At 55.0% G+C, this 16,948-nt stretch carries 16 protein-coding genes; 7 read left to right on the forward strand and 9 right to left on the reverse strand.

The window, feature by feature from the left end:
* Window positions 1–65 precede the first annotated feature (65 nt).
* From TH25_RS10280 to rbsK, 5 genes are read left to right on the forward strand one after another with little or no spacing between them, the layout of a single operon-like run.
* A complete protein-coding gene (locus TH25_RS10280) occupies window positions 66–1,568 on the forward strand; it encodes a sugar ABC transporter ATP-binding protein (protein ID WP_114088413.1) in 1,503 nt (500 codons plus the stop codon).
* 11 nt (window positions 1,569–1,579) lie between these two features.
* On the forward strand, window positions 1,580–2,557 hold the full coding sequence (locus TH25_RS10285) for an ABC transporter permease (RefSeq protein ID WP_114088343.1): 978 nt from the start codon (window positions 1,580–1,582) through the stop codon (window positions 2,555–2,557).
* A gap of 10 nt (window positions 2,558–2,567) precedes the next feature.
* Window positions 2,568–3,560 carry an ABC transporter permease gene (locus TH25_RS10290; protein ID WP_114088414.1) on the forward strand — a complete coding sequence of 331 codons (993 nt, stop codon included), beginning with the start codon at window positions 2,568–2,570 and terminating at the stop codon, window positions 3,558–3,560.
* Window positions 3,561–3,573: 13 nt separating this feature from the next.
* Complete coding sequence (locus tag TH25_RS10295) at window positions 3,574–4,659, forward strand: aldose 1-epimerase family protein (protein WP_114088344.1); 1,086 nt, start codon at window positions 3,574–3,576, stop codon at window positions 4,657–4,659.
* 15 nt (window positions 4,660–4,674) lie between these two features.
* The gene (gene rbsK / locus TH25_RS10300; protein WP_114088345.1) at window positions 4,675–5,601 is read left to right on the forward strand and encodes a ribokinase; all 927 of its coding nucleotides are present in this window, start codon (window positions 4,675–4,677) and stop codon (window positions 5,599–5,601) included.
* A gap of 73 nt (window positions 5,602–5,674) precedes the next feature.
* Here the strand turns inward: rbsK and attM are convergent, their stop codons facing one another.
* The 3 genes from attM to TH25_RS10315 all read right to left on the reverse strand — a co-directional run bounded on the left by attM (window position 5,675) and on the right by TH25_RS10315 (window position 9,191).
* Window positions 5,675–6,466 (reverse strand): AttM family quorum-quenching N-acyl homoserine lactonase, encoded by a 792-nt coding sequence (gene attM / locus TH25_RS10305; RefSeq protein WP_181847533.1) that lies wholly within the window; start codon window positions 6,464–6,466, stop codon window positions 5,675–5,677.
* A 70-nt stretch (window positions 6,467–6,536) separates the two neighbouring features.
* The gene (locus tag TH25_RS10310; RefSeq protein WP_114088346.1) at window positions 6,537–7,697 is read right to left on the reverse strand and encodes an iron-containing alcohol dehydrogenase; all 1,161 of its coding nucleotides are present in this window, start codon (window positions 7,695–7,697) and stop codon (window positions 6,537–6,539) included.
* Between the two features lie 39 nt (window positions 7,698–7,736).
* Window positions 7,737–9,191: an NAD-dependent succinate-semialdehyde dehydrogenase gene (locus TH25_RS10315; RefSeq protein WP_114088347.1), complete on the reverse strand. Its 1,455-nt coding sequence runs from the start codon at window positions 9,189–9,191 to the stop codon at window positions 7,737–7,739.
* A 96-nt stretch (window positions 9,192–9,287) separates the two neighbouring features.
* Here TH25_RS10315 and TH25_RS10320 point away from each other — a divergent pair, with 96 nt between their 5' ends.
* The gene (locus TH25_RS10320; protein WP_114088348.1) at window positions 9,288–10,067 is read left to right on the forward strand and encodes an IclR family transcriptional regulator; all 780 of its coding nucleotides are present in this window, start codon (window positions 9,288–9,290) and stop codon (window positions 10,065–10,067) included.
* Window positions 10,068–10,095: 28 nt separating this feature from the next.
* Here the strand turns inward: TH25_RS10320 and TH25_RS10325 are convergent, their stop codons facing one another.
* The 6 genes from TH25_RS10325 to TH25_RS10350 all read right to left on the reverse strand — a co-directional run bounded on the left by TH25_RS10325 (window position 10,096) and on the right by TH25_RS10350 (window position 15,596).
* A complete protein-coding gene (locus tag TH25_RS10325) occupies window positions 10,096–10,860 on the reverse strand; it encodes a metallophosphoesterase family protein (protein WP_114088349.1) in 765 nt (254 codons plus the stop codon).
* Window positions 10,861–10,983: 123 nt separating this feature from the next.
* A complete protein-coding gene (locus tag TH25_RS10330) occupies window positions 10,984–12,027 on the reverse strand; it encodes an L-idonate 5-dehydrogenase (RefSeq protein WP_114088350.1) in 1,044 nt (347 codons plus the stop codon).
* 7 nt (window positions 12,028–12,034) lie between these two features.
* Window positions 12,035–13,309, reverse strand: a complete 1,275-nt coding sequence (locus TH25_RS10335; RefSeq protein WP_114088351.1) for a TRAP transporter large permease — start codon at window positions 13,307–13,309, stop codon at window positions 12,035–12,037.
* Window positions 13,306–13,815, reverse strand: coding sequence for a TRAP transporter small permease (locus TH25_RS10340; RefSeq protein WP_220151381.1), 510 nt, complete (start codon window positions 13,813–13,815; stop codon window positions 13,306–13,308). The genes TH25_RS10335 and TH25_RS10340 overlap by 4 nt, the downstream gene beginning before the upstream one ends.
* Before the next feature lie 58 nt (window positions 13,816–13,873).
* The gene (locus TH25_RS10345) at window positions 13,874–14,860 is read right to left on the reverse strand and encodes a TRAP transporter substrate-binding protein (protein WP_220151382.1); all 987 of its coding nucleotides are present in this window, start codon (window positions 14,858–14,860) and stop codon (window positions 13,874–13,876) included.
* Between the two features lie 25 nt (window positions 14,861–14,885).
* Window positions 14,886–15,596, reverse strand: coding sequence for a GntR family transcriptional regulator (locus TH25_RS10350; RefSeq protein WP_114088352.1), 711 nt, complete (start codon window positions 15,594–15,596; stop codon window positions 14,886–14,888).
* A 130-nt stretch (window positions 15,597–15,726) separates the two neighbouring features.
* On the opposite strand from TH25_RS10350, the gene uxuA reads away from it, so the two are divergent.
* Window positions 15,727–16,947, forward strand: coding sequence for a mannonate dehydratase (uxuA, locus tag TH25_RS10355; RefSeq protein WP_114088353.1), 1,221 nt, complete (start codon window positions 15,727–15,729; stop codon window positions 16,945–16,947).
* Window position 16,948 lies beyond the last annotated feature (1 nt).

The following is a 16,948-nucleotide window of genomic DNA, read 5'->3' on the forward strand; positions in this document are numbered from 1 at the left end:
TCCTTCGCGGGCGCCTTCATTTTATTTTGAAATCGGGCCCTTTGTTTCACGTTGACGGGCTTGTCATGTCTGAAAACTTTATTGAATTGCGAAACGTCCGCAAGGAATTTGCCGGCGTTGTTGCACTTAACGATTTGTCGCTGACGATCCGAAAAGGCGAAATCCATTGTCTTGCCGGTGAAAACGGCTCGGGTAAATCCACCCTGATCAAGGTTATGTCTGGCGTGTATCAGCCAGATGCCGGGGAAGTTCATATTGATGGCAACCGGGTTGAAAACCTTTCGCCCATGGCCTCGATCGAGCATGGGGTGCAGGTGATCTATCAGGACTTTTCCCTGTTTGGGAACCTGACGGTTGCCGAAAACCTTGCCATGAATGTGCAGCTTCGCGAACAGCGCCGCGTTCTAAGCTGGCGCCGGGTTCGCGAAATTGCCAAAGAGGCGGTTAATCGCCTTGGGGTGGAGCTTGATCTGGACAAGGATGTTGAACAGCTTCCCACCGCTGGCAAGCAGCTTGTCGCCATTGCGCGTGCGCTGATGTCCGATGCCCGCCTGATCATCATGGACGAGCCGACAACCGCGCTGACCGGCAAGGAAATTGAAACGCTTTTTCGCATCGTCAAAGACATTCAGTCGCGCGGGATTGCCATTTTGTTTGTCAGCCACAAAATGCGCGAAATGCTGGAAATCAGTGAACATATCACGGTTATTCGGAACGGGCAGAAGGTCGCCGATGGCCCGACCAGCGACTTTGACGAGGCCCTGATTACCCGCCACATGACCGGATCGGACATTGTTTCCGAGCCCTACATTTGGAACCGCGAAAAATACGGCGTTATGCCGCCGCGCGTGGAAACCAGGGACCTGTCATCGGGCAGTGACCTTGACAAAATCAACCTGTCGATCAAGCCGGGTGAGATTGTGGGCGTGTCGGGGCTCTTGGGCTCCGGGCGAACGGAACTTGCCCTTGCCCTGTTTGGCATGATGCCCGGTTATAGCGGAACGATTGCCATTAACGGGCAGGAAACAACGCTTGATACGCCGCAGGATGCGATTAAGGCCGGTGTTGCCTATGTCCCCGAGGATCGCCTGAGCGAAGGGCTGTTTTTAACCCAGGGCATTGATCGCAATATGCTGTCGACCAGTTATGAAAAGCTGGCACCGGGGCTTTTGATTGATCAGAACAAAGCCGAAGAATGGGTTGAAACCATGATCCGCGATATGCAGATCGCGACCCCGACCGGCAAAAAACTGGTCAAGGAGCTTTCGGGGGGCAACCAGCAGCGTGTGGTGATTGCCCGCTGGCTTTTGACCAATGCCAAATTCCTGATCCTGAATGGTCCGACTGTCGGGGTGGATGTGGGCTCGAAGGCGGAAATTCACCGTATCATTCGCGAACTGGCCCAAAAGGAAGGGCTGGCCGTGCTGATGATTTCCGATGACGTGCCGGAACTGGTCCATAATTGTAACCGTATTGTCCTGATGCACCGTGGGGCCTTTGTCGAGGAAATGGCGTCTGTCGATACCTCCGAAGACCAGATCAGTGACAAGCTCAAGAACTTAACGTAAGGAAAAACTCGATGGCCTGGTTTCAAAAATCAGAGGTGGTCATCGCGGGCATTCTTGTGCTTGCCATGATCCTGATCGGGCTGGTCAACCCCGCCTTCTGGAGCCTGGACAATATGTTCAGTCTTCTGCGCAGCAATATTATCATCGGTATCATGGCGCTGGGCGTTTTGCTGGTGATGATTTCGGGCGGGATTGACGTGTCATTTCCGGCATTCGCCGTTGCCGCGATGTATTTGACCATCAAGGGCATGCTGTATTTCAACTATGACGGTGTTGTTCTTCCTTTTGTTGCGGCGGCAACGATGGGCGCACTGTTTGGCTGCCTGAATGCGTTTTTTGTTTACAAATTCCGCATGATCCCGCTGATCGTGACGTTGGGCACGGGCAGCATGGTGCGCGGGTTCCTGCTGGGTGTTGTTGGCACCAGCATGATCAACATTAACAAAATGCCCGATGCCCTGATCGATTTTGGCAAATCCGACATCATCAATATGGTCAAGCCCGATGGCACGACCTTTGGTCTGACGGCGATGATCCTGGTATATGTCGGGCTGGCCATCGCGCTGCATTTTGTTTTGCGTTACACCATGATTGGCCGTGGGGTTTATGCCCTGGGCGGCGACCCGGAAGCTGCCAGCCGTGTTGGTTTCAACATCCGCAAGATCACCTTCTTTATTTATTGTGTTGCCGGGGCATTGGCCGGTTTTGCCGGCCTGTTGCACAGCGGCATGATCTGGCTTGCCAACCCGCGTGATTTTGTCGGGCTGGAGCTTGACGTGATCGCGGCTGTGGTATTGGGCGGTGCCTCCATCTTTGGCGGGCGCGGGTCTGTTTTGGGTACCATGCTGGGTGTGTTCATGCTGGTGATGGTGAAAAACAGCCTGATCATCATGAAAATCGACACGACATGGCAGCGCGTTGTTGTCGGTGTCATTATTGTTATCGCCACCGCCATTACGGCATGGCGCGACCGCCGTGCGAATGCGTGAGGAGGCCGACATGAAAAATGCAATGGATTTCCGTAACCTCCTGAACAAAGATAACAATATCGTTCAGTTGATCATGATGACGATCCTGATCTTTGTTGTCATGACCGCCCTTAGCCCGGACAAGTTCCTGCGCTATTACAATTTTGAATCCATCACCTATACCTTCCCCGAATTGGGACTGCTGTCGATTGCGATGATGATTGCGATGCTGACCGGCGGTATTGACCTGTCGGTGATCGGCATTGCCAACCTGTCGGGTATTTTTGCCGGGGTGATGTTCAAAAAATTCGCCACCGATGCCGGTGTTGCCGATACCGGCTTTGGCATTGTGCTGATGGGGGGCGTTATTGCCCTTGGCACGGGTTTGGTGGCAGGCGCGCTCAATGGCCTGTTAATTACCCGGCTTAAGATTACGCCCATTCTGGCAACGCTGGGCACCGGGCAAATCTTTACCGGCCTTGCCATTGTCATGACGGGCGGTCCGGCGATTGTCGGTTTCCCCAATGCCTGGGCCTTTATCGGCAATGGGAAAATCCTGGGTCTGGCAACGCCGTTTGTGCTGTTTGTCGTGCTGGCCTGTCTGATTGCCTTTATGCTGCGCCGCACCACTTTTGGCATCAATCTGATGCTGATCGGGACCAACCCCAAGGCAGCCCTGTTTGCCGGTTTGAAACGCGAAAAGATGGTGCTTCTGAGCTATATGCTGACAGGGGTCATGGCATCGATTGCCGGGATTATTCTGTCGGGTCGGACCAACGCGGCAAAGTCGGATTACGGCACGTCCTATTTGTTGCAGGCGGTGCTGATTGCGGTTCTGGGCGGGACCAACCCGGCGGGGGGCCGTGGCACGGTGCTGGGTGTTTCCATTGCGGTTGTCGCCCTGATGCTGCTCTCGAGCGGTTTTCAGATCCTGCGCTTTTCCAACCACCTGATCGATTTTATCTGGGGCGCTTTTCTGTTGCTGGTGATTGCACTGAACGCCTATAAAAATCGTACACGTTAAACGAGGTGAACCCATGAGTGCGCCGATCAAGGTTAACCTGCGCAAGGCCTGGTTTGGTGAAGCCGAACATGTGATTGCCTCACATGAGGGCCTGTCAGCCAGCCTGTTTCGCTATGAAAGCGGGATCGAGGCGGTACGCCTGAAAAACGAACGCGGCCATCTGGTTATTTTGCCCTATATGGGGCAGATGATCTGGGATGCGGTGTTTGATGGCGTTGATCTGACCATGCAAAACATGTTTCGCATGCCGCGCCCGGCTGATGTCATTGTTGGCACCTATGGCTGTTTTGCCTTTCATTCGGGCCTGCTGACCAACGGGTGCCCGGGGCCGACGGACAGCCATCCGCTGCACGGCGAAATGCCCTGTGCCCCTATGGACAGTGCCGCCATTGAATTTGGCAGTGATGCGGACGGGGCCTTTATGGCGATAACCGGCACGCGGGAATATGTGATGGGCTTTGGTGCCCATTATATTGCCCGGCCCCGCGTGGTGTTGCGGCCCAATTCGACGGTTTTTGATATTCAGATGAATGTTGAAAATCTGTCGGGGGCGGCGATGGATTTGATGTATATGTGCCACGTCAATTTCGCTTTTTGCGAAGGCGGGCGCATTGTTCAACCGGCGGGTTTTACGCCGGAAGAGACCATTGTCCGTACCGAAGTCCCGGCCCATGTACCGCGCAACCCGGATTATGATGCGTTCCTCAAAACCCTGGCGGCAAACCCTGCCGCAATGGAAACCATGAGCGAACCGCACCGTTATGACCCGGAACAGGTGTTTTATATTCGTAATGTCAAAACCGATGCGGATGGCAATACGGCCTATATGATGCGCCGGGTTGAGGGGGATGCCTTCCATATTGCCTATAATACAAACGATTTCCCCAAAACGGTACGCTGGGTAATGGCAAATCAGGACCAGAAAGTGTGTGCCTTTGCCCTGCCATCGACCTGCGAGCCGGAAGGTTTCAGCGCCGAAAAGGCCAAAGGAAATGTGATTTCGCTGAAATCTGGTGAAAGTCGCGGTTTTTCGGTGCGTTTGGGCTATTTGACGTGGGCCGAAAGTGACACGGCCGAACAGGCGATCCGTTCGCTGTAAATCAGGAGAATAAACATGGCAGGCAAAATTGCCATTGTCGGAAGCAATATGGTCGATCTGATCACCTATACGGATCGGATGCCGTTGCCCGGCGAAACCATTGAAGCCCCGCGTTTTGAAATGGGATGCGGCGGCAAGGGGGCCAATCAGGCAATTGCCGCGGCCCGCCTGGGTGCGGATGTGATGATGGTGACAAAGGTTGGCGATGATATTTTTGCCGATAATACCATCCGCAATTTTGAAACATCGGGCATTGATACGCGGTTTGTCGAACGGGTGCCGGGCACATCAAGCGGTGTGGCCCCCATTTTCGTCGAACCTTCGGGAGAAAACTGCATTCTGATCGTCAAGGGTGCCAATGCGGAACTGTCGCCCGCAGACGTGGACCGTGCCGCCGATGCGCTTAAGGAATGCGACCTGATTTTGATGCAGCTTGAGGTGCCGCTCGAAACGGTTTACCACACCGTTGCCTTTGGGGCCGAACACGGCATTGAAACGCTGGTGAACCCGGCACCCGCCCCGGCGGACCTTGATAGCACCAAAATTGAAAAGGCAACCTTCCTGGTCCCGAACCAGACGGAACTTGCCACCATTTCCGGCATGCCTGTCAACTCACTAGCCGATGCCGAAGCCGCCGCCAGAAGCCTGATTGCGCGAGGTGTCAAAACCGTGATCGTGACCCTGGGCGGTGACGGTGCACTGTTGATTGATGGCGATAACGACGCCGTTCATATTGATCCGGTTTCGGTCAAACCGGTGGATACGACTGGTGCTGGTGATGCCTTTATCGGCAGCTTTGCCCGTTACTATGTTGAAAACCGCGATGTCAAAGCAGCCCTTGATATGGCGGTGCGTTACGCAGCGGACAGTATTACCCGCGCGGGCACACAGAAATCTTATGCGAGCGTGCAGGAATTTGAAAAATTCTGCCAGTCGCTTTGAGACGTTATCGACGCTGCAAAGCCACGTTGATTGCCCCTGCCGGGTTTTATCCGGCAGGGGCAACTCATTTTTATCAATCGTAATATTCAGGGGCGTGTTTAAAGGTCGACCAGGCATCCGGGTCGTGGCCGGTAACAACGGTGGCCTTGGTTTTTTCGGCGAGGGCTCGCAGTTTCTTAACCGAACGCACGGTGTCCACGGTTGAGGCCAAAAAGCCCGGCAGCGATTTTTCTTCCCAGTGATCGGTGGTATAGGCCGCATCAATGGTCAAAATCATGTTGCCGGTATTGGGCAGATTAACCTTAAACGACATATGCCCTGGGGCATGACCCGGGGTGAAAACGGTGGTCAATGTGCCGTCGCCGTAAATGTCATAATGGTCGTCCGCCGTGCCTTCCAGGAATTGCCATTTCAGGCCTGGTTTATCAAAATCCTTGCGGATATAGCCGCCGGCGGCAAACCAGTCCGGGGTAAAGGCATATTCATATTCGGCACGCTGAACGATATGGGTGGCATTGGGGAACCGGCCAATCGCGCCGGTATGGTCCAGATGCAAATGGGACTGCACCACATAGCGCACATCTTCGGCCTTGATGCCCATTTTTTCCAGCTGGGCAACGCACCCTTCGGACTCTTCCATAACCGGCCAGTAAACTTCGGTGACACCACCCCAGTGACCGACCGGGTCAATGGCGGCTTCAACGGCATTGCCGCCATCAATAATGGTGTGGCCTTCCGGATGCGTGATCAGAAAGAACGGTACCGGAATTTCATAATCGGCACCGGCACCTTCGTTCATTTTGATGTTGTGAACCTTGCATTTCAGCGAACCGGTCTGAAACATATAAAGGCGAATGTCTGTCATGGGTTTACCTCCCGTTAGGGTCTTTTCTTCTGGCAGATGCCAGATTTGTTGGCAGGAAAGGGGCGAAGCCTTAATAGGCTTCGCGATACAGGGCCAAAGCATCTTCCTCGGTGACTTCGACCGGGTTATTGACCAAAAGCCGCGATTGTTTCATCGCATCTTTTGCCAGCATCGACAGGCTGTTATCGGTGACATTGACGTCGCGCAAACGGCGCGGCGCACCGCTTTCATCCATCAGGGCCAGCATGTGGCTCACAAAGGCTTCTGACCGTGCATTGGCATCGCCCGTGCCTTCAACACCCATCACATCAGCCAGTTCGGCATAAAGCGGGGCGGCGACCTTTGCGTTATAACGCAGGACCGGGCCCAGCATCAGGGCGTTGGTCAGGCCGTGCGGCAAATGATAATGCCCGCCCAGCGGATAGGCCAGGGCATGAACGGCCGCTACCGGCGAGTTGGAAAAGGCTTGGCCTGCCAGCATCGCGCCCAGCATCATGTTTTCGCGGGCTTCGCGGTTGGTGCCGTCTTTGCATGCAGCCAGCAGGTTGCTGCCCAAAAGGCGCAGGGCTTCGCGGGCCAGGGCATCGGAAAGCGGGTTTTTCTTGAATTTGGATGTATAGGCCTCGATGGCATGGACCATCGCATCAATGCCGGTGGCGGCGGTATGAATTTGCGGCAGGCCAACGGTCAGTTCCGCATCCAGCAAAACAAAATCAGCATAAAGCTGGCGGGAAACAACACCCATTTTGGTGGTTTCACCCGTGGTGATGATGGAAATATTGGTCACTTCCGAGCCCGTGCCCGCCGTTGTCGGGATCAGGGCGAGGGGCAGGCGTTTGCCTTTGACATTGCCAATGCCATACATTTCGGAAAGCGGCTGGTTGCTACCCGTGATGACAGCGGCAAGTTTGGCAATGTCCAGCGATGATCCGCCGCCAAGGCCGATTACAATATCGACATTTTGGGCGCGCGCAATGTCAACACTTTTCATTACGATGGCTTCGGGCGGATCGGCGACAACATCATCAAAGACCGAAACCGCAAAACCGGCAGCTTCAAGTGCGGTTTTTACCGGTACGATCAAGCCTGCGTCAATCAGGCCTCGATCCGTTACCAACAGGGCATTGCGTTCGGCAAAACGTTGCGCCAATAATTCACCAAGGCGGGCCGAGCCGCCCCATTCAACGTAAATATCGGCTGCTGTGGTAAAGCCGAAAGGATTGAGGGTCATTGTTTCCTCCGTAAGGGGTCGTTTATTGCGTTGTTGGCGTTAACGAATGGCGGTGCAGAAATATTTGATCTCCAAATATTCCTCGATGCCGTATTTTGAACCTTCCCGGCCCAGGCCGGACTGTTTCACACCACCAAACGGCGCAACTTCGTTCGAGATCAGGCCGGTATTGTGCCCGACCATGCCATAATCCAGGGCTTCGGCAACACGCCAGCTCCGGCGGGCATTTTCGGTATAGAAATAAGCCGCCAGACCAAATTCGGTGTCATTGGCCATTGCAACGACGTCTTCTTCGGTCTCGAATTTGAACAGCGGTGCCACCGGGCCAAAGGTTTCTTCGCGCGCCACTTTCATGGATTGTGTGACGTTGGCCAGCACGGTCGGTTCGTAGAAGGTGCCGCCTTGGGAACCGCGCGTGCCGCCGGTCACAATCTTCGCCCCTTTGGCGAGCGCATCGGCAACATGCTCCTCGACTTTCGCCAGGGCATCTTCGTCAATCAGCGGGCCAATCAGAACACCCTGTTCGGTACCCGCCCCAACCGGCATTGATTTAACCCGTTCGGCCAGCTTGGCGGCAAAGGTATCGTAAACACCGGCCTGAATATAAAGGCGGTTGGCACAGACACAGGTTTGCCCGGCATTGCGATATTTCGAGACGATGGCCCCTTCGATGGCGGCATCAATGTCGGCATCGTCAAAAACGATGAAAGGCGCATTGCCACCCAGTTCAAGGCTGAGTTTTTTAATGGTCGGGGCGCACTGGCCCATCAGAATGCGACCCACTTCCGTTGATCCGGTAAAGGAAAGTTTGCGCACTTTGTCCGACGCAGTAAGTGTTCCGCCAATTTCCTGTGCCGGGCCGGTAACAACCTGAAATACGCCTTTGGGAATACCGGCCTGCTCTGCCAGATAGGCAAGGGCCAGGGCGGTCAGCGGTGTTTGTTCAGCCGGTTTGACAATCATGGTGCAGCCCGCAGCCAGTGCCGGGGCGGCCTTGCGTGTGATCATGGCAGCCGGGAAGTTCCAGGGCGTGATCGCGGCACAAACGCCAATCGGCTGTTTTAACACGATCAGCCGTTTGTCAGTTGTGGGCGACGGGATGGTATCGCCATAAACCCGTTTTGCCTCTTCGGCGAACCATTCAACAAAGGATGCCGCATACATGGCTTCACCTTTGGCTTCCGCCAGCGGTTTGCCCTGTTCGGCTGTCATCATGGCGCCAAGGTCATCGGCATTTTCAACAATCAGGTTAAACCAGCGCCGCAAAATGGCCGCCCGTTCCTTGGCTGCCAGGGCGGACCAATCGGTAAAGGCACGTTCGGCGGCAATGATGGCGGTTTCGGTTTCAATACTGCCCAATACCGGCACGGTCGCAACAACGCTGCCATCAAACGGGTTGGTAACATCCAGCGTCGCGCCTTTCGGGGATGTGACCCATTTGCCATCAATCAGGCAGGCGGTTTTTAAAAGTTCGGGATTTTTCAGGTTAAGCATTTTTCCTCCTTGAAAGTTCATTATATTGAACTTATATCAATTAGTTGAACTTACGGTGCCGTCAAACACGGATTGAAGTCAAGAAGGAAAACAAATATGGCAGAGACAGAAGCGGCCAATACCGGTGCGACAGCCGTGCCCGCACTACGTCGTGCGGTTGCAATTATGGACTATGTTTCACAGACCTCAAAACAACCCAATGCGGCCGAGATCGGGCGCGTTCTATCCCTGCCCAAAAGCACCCTACACGGGCTTTTGCTCGCGATGATTGAACTGGGATTGTTAACAAGGGGGGCAGACGGTACCTTTAGCGCCGGTCCGCATCCAATGCGATGGGCGAACGGATTTTTGGCACAGAATGATCTGGTCGAGGTTTTCAAAACCTATTTTGCGGAGACTCGTGATTTCACGCAATATACCATCACGATGACAGTGCTGGACGGAAACAAGGTGGTTTATATCGCCTGTTCCAACGCCAATTTGCCTCTCGGTGTTACATTTCGCATTGGTATGCGTTTGCCTGCCGCCTTCACCGCAACCGGCAAGGCGCTGCTTGCCGAACTGGATCCGGTCACGCTTAAAGATCTGTTTGCCAGCCGGTTTCCTGACCCTTTGACATCACGAAGTGTGCGCAATCCCGGAGAGCTTGCAAGAGATTTGGAAGAAACCCGACAAAGGGGTTTTTCAATTGATGACGGACAGGTTCGGGAGGGAATGATCTGCTTGGGCACTGCACTGCATAACCACACAGGTGATGCTGTCGCCGGGTTGGCGATTTCGCTTACCCGCAGCGAGGCAACAGCCAAAGCCATCGCAGACCTGGGCGGGAAACTGGTCAATGCAGGCAGGGAAATCTCGCGGCGTCTTGGCGCCTGAAAAACGTGAAAATAAACCCTCACCCCGATTACAGGGACTGTTTTGAAAACCCCGTGCGAATAGCATAAGCCCAATCAGACCTGCCATTTTCATCGGCCCTTTGGGCGGCTTTTTCGTGGTCATATGCCACGGCAATCAGCTCAATATCGGGCAGGGCGGCGGGTTGGTTTACATTGATGGTCAAAAGGGCATATCGGGCGTGGGGTGATCCGCTTTCTGAAACATGGGCGGGTTCATCATCGTCATAGGCCGGGCAACCGACCGAATCGGGATTGATAATCGTGATGCCGTTTCGCGTATGCACGATATCGGGCCGATGGCTGTGGCCGACCAGCACAATTTTACAATCCGCTGCGCCATTGCCCAGCCGGGCGGAAATGGCGGTTTCGGCATCGCGGACCAGCCCGCCATTTTCAATTCGATCGATCAAATAGGTTTCGTCATCGTCGGGGGTGGCGTGGCAGGCAAAGATGCCCGGTGCGATCACGGTGGATTGCGGCAGCGCGCCCAGCCATTCGCGGTCCTGCTGTGTGATCTGGCTGGTGGCATAGCGGTCAGATGCGATCATGGTTTCAACGGGCAGGGTGGCAACCTGCCGGTCATGGTTGCCGCGCACGGTGATGGCATCAAGTTGACGCAACAGTTTCATGGTCTCGCACGGCCAAAGTGGCCCGGAAATGCAGTCGCCCAAATTAACAATGAAGTCCGCGCCTTCGCGCTGCTTTAAATCAGCCAGGACAGCTTTAAGCGCCAGGGCATTACCATGAATATCGGCAAGGATCGCTATTTTCATGCTGCTATCTGCCTGTTATGCCGTTAAGGCCTAAAATTATAGCGTTTATCCTATGAGAATCCCCAAAATAAAAACGGGGATGCCCAAAATGCACCCCCGTCTGATTGGTCGATCTAACCTTGTTTAACTGGCAAAGGCGAAATGTACCTTTACCGCCCTGCTGCGGTCGCGCGCCATGTCAAAGGCGGTGACGGCATCATCCAGTTCAAAGCTGGTGGTGATGATCGGTTTGACGTCAATCTTGCCACTATCAATGGCCTGTACCGCCTGGGCATATTCGACGTGGAAGCGGTGCGTGCCGACAATCATCAGTTCCTTGGCAACCACCGGGTTGAAGGATACCGGAATATCGCCAGCCACCCCAACCTGGACCAAAATGCCCTGCGGGCGCAGCATCCTGATGGCCGATCCAATGGCCGGGGCGGCAGCGGAGCATTCAAAGCACACATCAATCTGGCCTTTGCCTTCTTCGTATTTGGCAAGGTCGGTTGCATTGCGGGCAATGTTAACCGCCTTGTCCGCGCCCATTTGCAGGGCGACATCAAGGGCATAGTCCTGAAGGTCGGTGACAATAATTTCGGCAGCCCCGGCCTGTTTGGCCGCTGCAACACAAAGTGCACCAATCGGCCCGGCACCCGTAACCAAAACGCGCTTGCCCGAAAGATCGCCCGCACGGTTTACCGCATGCAGGCACACCGCCAGCGGTTCGGCACAGGCGGCCTGGGCCAGGCTGGTTTTGTTGGAAACCGGTACACATTGCGCGGCATTAACCGTGATCACATCGCGAAACGCGCCCTGAACATGCGGCAGGCGAATGGCCGAACCAAAGAACCGCATATCCAGGCAATGCTGTTGCAAATCCTTTTTGCAATATTCGCATTCCCCGCATGGGTGGCTGGGATTAAGGGCCACTTTTTGACCAATGCTAACATTATTAACATCGTCAGAGACGGCAATAACGGTGCCTGCAACCTCGTGCCCCAGAATGATAGGTTCGCGCACGCGGATCTGGCCGATCCCGCCTTCGTAAAAATAGTGAATATCCGAACCGCAAATCCCGCCAGCCCCTATGCGGACAGTGACCTGTCCGGGCGCAAGGGGGGCTACATGGTCGGTTTCGATACGCACATCCTGTTGTCCGTATAAACGGCAAACACGGGTTTCCATATTTTGATTACTCCATCAGGGACGGCAGCCAGGTCGAGAAGAACGGCACATAGGACACCAAAAACAGAATGATGATATTGGTGACAAGATAGGGCACCAAAGCCCGTATCACAGGGCCGAGCGGCGACTTGGCGATATTGGCGCAAATGAACATGCAAATGCCGACAGGCGGTGTCGTCAGGCCGATCATCAGGTTGAGAACGGCAAACACGGCGAAGTGGATCGGATCAATGCCGACATTTTGCGCAAGGGTGAGCAGCGGCACGAACAGAATGATCAGGGCGGCAATGGTTTCCATGAACATGCCGACCACCAGCAACACCAGATTGATCAGCAGGATCACGACATATTTGTTGTCGGTCAGGCTTAAGACGGCATTGGAAATCATGGTCGGGATATGTTCGGCCACCAGGATCCAGCCAAAGACATTGGCAAAACCGACCAGCGCCAAAATGGCAGCGGCGGTAATGGCACTGTCGATCAAAATACCCGGCACGGCCCGCAGGGGCAGGTCGCGATACACGAAGGCCCCGACGACAAAGGCATACAGGCTGGCAATGACGGCGGTTTCGGTGGGGGTGGCAATGCCGCTAAGCAGGCCGCCAATGATCAGGGCCGTCATGGCAAGCGCCCAAAACGCGCCGATAAAGGATTTGCCCAGTTCGCCAAAGCCCTGCCAGGGTTGATGTGGAAAGTCGTTTTTAACCGCCAGGATATAGGTCGTCACCATCATCGCCAGACCCATCATCATGCCCGGAAGGGCCCCGGCGATGAACATTTTACCCACCGAAATGCCCGACAGCGCGCCAACGATAATCATGGGCATGGAGGGCGGAATGATTGGCCCGACGGTTGAGGAGGCCGCAGTGACCGCCGCGGCAAACGGGCCGGAATAGCCCGCCCGTTTCATGCCCGGAATCATCATGCCACCAATGGAGGCGGCATCGGCAACAGCGGTGCCGGAAATGCCGCCAAACAGCATCGACCCGGCAACGTTGGTCAGGCCAAGGCCGCCGCGCATCCAGCCCACCAGCGCGTTGGCAAAGCGCACGATACGCGGCGTAATACCGCCGCCATTCATCAAATTACCGGCCAGAATAAAGCCGGGAATGCACAGCAGGACAAACACATCCATCCCGGCAAACATTTTTTGCGGGATAATGACCAGCGGCATGCCCTGCATCAACAGGTATGCCATTGATGACAGGCCGAGGGTAACGGCGACGGGCAGGCCAATCATCAGGCCCAGAACAAAAACACCCAGCAGGACAGCAAGGCTCATGGTAATTCTCCGGACTGGCCTTCGGGTTTGCCGTTAGATGCGCCAGCCAGTACGCGAACAACACGCAGCAGCGCAAAAAGCGACAGTAAAATCAGCAAAACAAAAACAGAGGCATGAACAAAATCCATGCGGACCCCCATTGCGGGCGAGGTTTGCCAGCGGCCAATCGACACAAACTGCCATGCGGGCATCACCAAAAGCCCGGCAAAAACCGTGGTCAGGATGGCCGACACCAGCAACAGCGTTTTCTGGATCGGGGCGGGCAGAATGTCCGTTACCAGTTCCACATTGACCAGTTCGCCATTGCGATAGGAAAGTCCAACGCCAAAGGCCGCCATATAAAGCAGGCATTGGCGGGTCAATTCCTCGGTCCAGACCGGCGATTCAGGCAGGAAGGTGCGCGCAAAGACCTGTACCAGAACCGTGGCAAAGAGCAGGCCAAAGGCAATGCCGGTCATAATACGGCACAGCGCGATCAAAAGGGCATAAAGACGGGCGGCGGTCACGATAACTCCCCTTTGCCGGGAATGGCCCGGCTGCCGATGACAGCCGGGCTTTAGAGACTTATTTCTTTTTGTTAAACAGGTCCTGGACAATCGGGCGAATGTCGTCAGACACGTTTTTCAAAACGGCAGCTTCGGCCTGCTTGGCAAAGGCAGCCTGGTCAACATCGACAAAGGTCATGCCTTTGTCCTGCAATTCCTTGGTCAGGCGTTTTTCGTCTTCCAGGAACAGGCCACGCTCGAATTTCTGTGCCCGGCTGGCGGCTTCCATCACGGCTTTTTTGTCGTCATCCGACAGTTTCTGCCAGGTGATTTCCGAAATGGTCAGATAAATCCAGGAACGGACATGGTCGGTTTTGTTGACGTATTTCTGCACTTCATTGAAGCTTGCCGATTCAATTAGCGCCAGCGGGTTTTCCTGGGCATCAATCGTGCCAGCCTGTAGGGAGGTAAACACTTCCGAGAATGCCATCGGCGTCGGGCGGGCACCCAGCGTTTTCCAGACATCAACAAAAAGCGGCACGTTCGGTACGCGCAGTTTCAGGCCATTCAGGTCCGCCGGGGTCTTGATCGGACGGTTGGAGGTCAGCTCACGCGGGCCACGGGCAAAATAGGCAATCGGGCGAATGCGCGCACGTTCAATGATCTGTTCTTCGATCTTCTTGCCAATGTCACCGCTGGCGACTTCGTCCATTTCCTCAAGCGAGGAATAGGCATAGGGCACAGCCAGCAATGCCGCCATCGGTGCCCAGTTTTGCAGGCTTTCACCGGTGATGGTCATGTCAACCGAACCCAGCTGCATGCCGTTGATCAGGTCAATTTCCTTGCCCAGCGTTTCGTTGGGGAAGACCTGCACTTCAATGCGGCCATCGGTCAGCTTTGACAGTTCTTCGCCAAATTTGACAGCGGCTTTGTGCCAGGCATTCTGTTCGTTGGCCAGGTGCCCCAGTTTCAGGGTCATTTCGGCGGCATTTGCACTGTGCATCATCAACAGTGCGGTTGCCCCGGCCATCAGCATGGTTTTTGTTTTCTTGAAAGTCAGCATCATTTTTCCTCCCGTAAATTGGTGATGCTTAGGGGGACGAAACCGGTTCGGAATCGTCGAATAGTTCGGAACGTGATTTGGCAATATCGGGCAGTGTCAGCAGAATTTCGCGGGTGTGCCGGCGCATGGCGTCCCCTGCTTTTTTCGGGTCGCCTGCTTCGATGGCGGCCAAAATGGCTTCGTGCTGGGCGACGATATCTTCCATCGAAAACTGGAAGTAACTTAAAAATCGCACCCGGTCGAGCTGGGCACGCACATCTTCAACCACCTTCCAGGCATATGTTTTTCCCGCAGATTCCGCGAGGCAGCGGTGAAAATCATGATCCAGGGCAAGAAAGGATTTGGCATCGCCCTGCATGGCGGTGCGCTGTTGGGCAATCAGGTCGCGCAGGCGGTTAATCGCGCCATTTGGCGGGTTGCTGGCGACATAGCTGGCAATATCGGCTTCGATGGCCTCGCGGACAAAACGGGCATCAATGACCGATGAAATGGAAATTTTGCGCACATAGGTGCCGCGCTGCGGGCGAATTTCCAGCAGGCCCTCGTCGGCCAGCTTGATAAAGGCCTCGCGCACGGGCTGGCGGCTGACATTGTAAGACCGGGCCAGTTCTGCTTCTGAAATCCGCACACCAGGCAGCAAATCGGCGCACACGATCCGCTCGCGAATGATGCGATGGATTTGCGGGCCAACCGCCTGATCGGTTGAAATAGACCAGTTATAATCGCCGGGATCGGTCATATTTTAACTCCTTGCGTTTTTTGCTTATGCTGCATACTACCATACTAGTCAACCATATTTTGACATGTTATGGTGACGATCAGACTTATAGACTGTGGACATGCAGCCACGCCAACACAGAGAGAACAGCATGAAACAAACCTGGAGATGGTTCGGCCCCCGCGATCTGGTCAGCATTGACGATATTTGTCAGGCGGGCGCGGAAGGGGTGGTGTCCGCCCTGCATCACATTCCCAGTGGCGCGGTCTGGAGCCCGGCCGAAATCGCCAAGCGGCAGGCCGAAATTGCCACCATGAAAGATGGTGCACCGTCGGGTTTGAAATGGGACGTGGTTGAAAGCCTGCCGGTTTCTGAAGCGATTAAAAAGCAGGAAGGTCCGTGGCGTGAGCATATAGAGGCTTACAAACAAAGCCTGCGTCATCTCGCCGACGCTGGCATCGAGATTGTCTGTTATAATTTCATGCCGGTGCTGGACTGGACGCGCACGCATTTGAACTGGCGTCTGCCCAATGGCGCGACCTGCATGCGTTTTGATCTGACCGATTTTGTCGCCTTTGACCGTTATATTCTTGAACGTCCGGGGGCATCCGAAGGCTATGACGCTGCCCTGTTGGCACAGGCCGAAGAACGCTTTGCCAATATGGATGAAGAACGCCGCGCGCAACTGACCCGCACGGTGGCCTTTGGCCTGCCGGGCTCGGTCGAGCAACTGACGCTGGATGATCTGCGGGCGTTGCTAAAAAGCTATGCCGGGATTGATGCCGAAAAACTGCGCCAGCATTTGATTGATTTTCTGGCCGAGGTGGTGCCGGTTGCCCGCGAAGTTGGTATTCGCATGTGCTGCCATCCAGATGACCCGCCCTTCGAGCTTTTGGGCCTGCCGCGCATCATGTCCACCGAGGAAGATTATCGCCGTATCATCGAGGCGGTTGATCTGCTGGAAAACGGCATTACGCTGTGTTCAGGCTCGCTGGGGGTTCGCGCGGAAAATGACCTGCCGGGCATGATGAAACGCCTGGGGCATCGTGTGCATTTTATTCACTTGCGCAACACGCTGCGGGAAAGCGAAGGCTTGCCCTGTTCGTTTCATGAGGCGGAACATCTTGGCGGGGACACCAATATGGTAGACCTGATCGAGGCGATTTTGCACGAGGAAGCCAGGCGTAACGCCGCAGGCCAGAGCGACTGGAACATTCCATTCCGCCCTGATCACGGGCAGGATATTCTTGATGACCTTAACCGTCAGGGGCAGCCGGGTTATCCGGCCATTGGCCGCCTGAAGGGGCTGGCGGAACTGCGCGGCGTGATGACCGCCCTGATGATGCGACCCAATAGCAAGGCAGCGGAGTAAC

Source organism: Thalassospira profundimaris, assembly GCF_003326755.1.
GTDB classification, from domain to species: domain Bacteria; phylum Pseudomonadota; class Alphaproteobacteria; order Rhodospirillales; family Thalassospiraceae; genus Thalassospira; species Thalassospira profundimaris_B.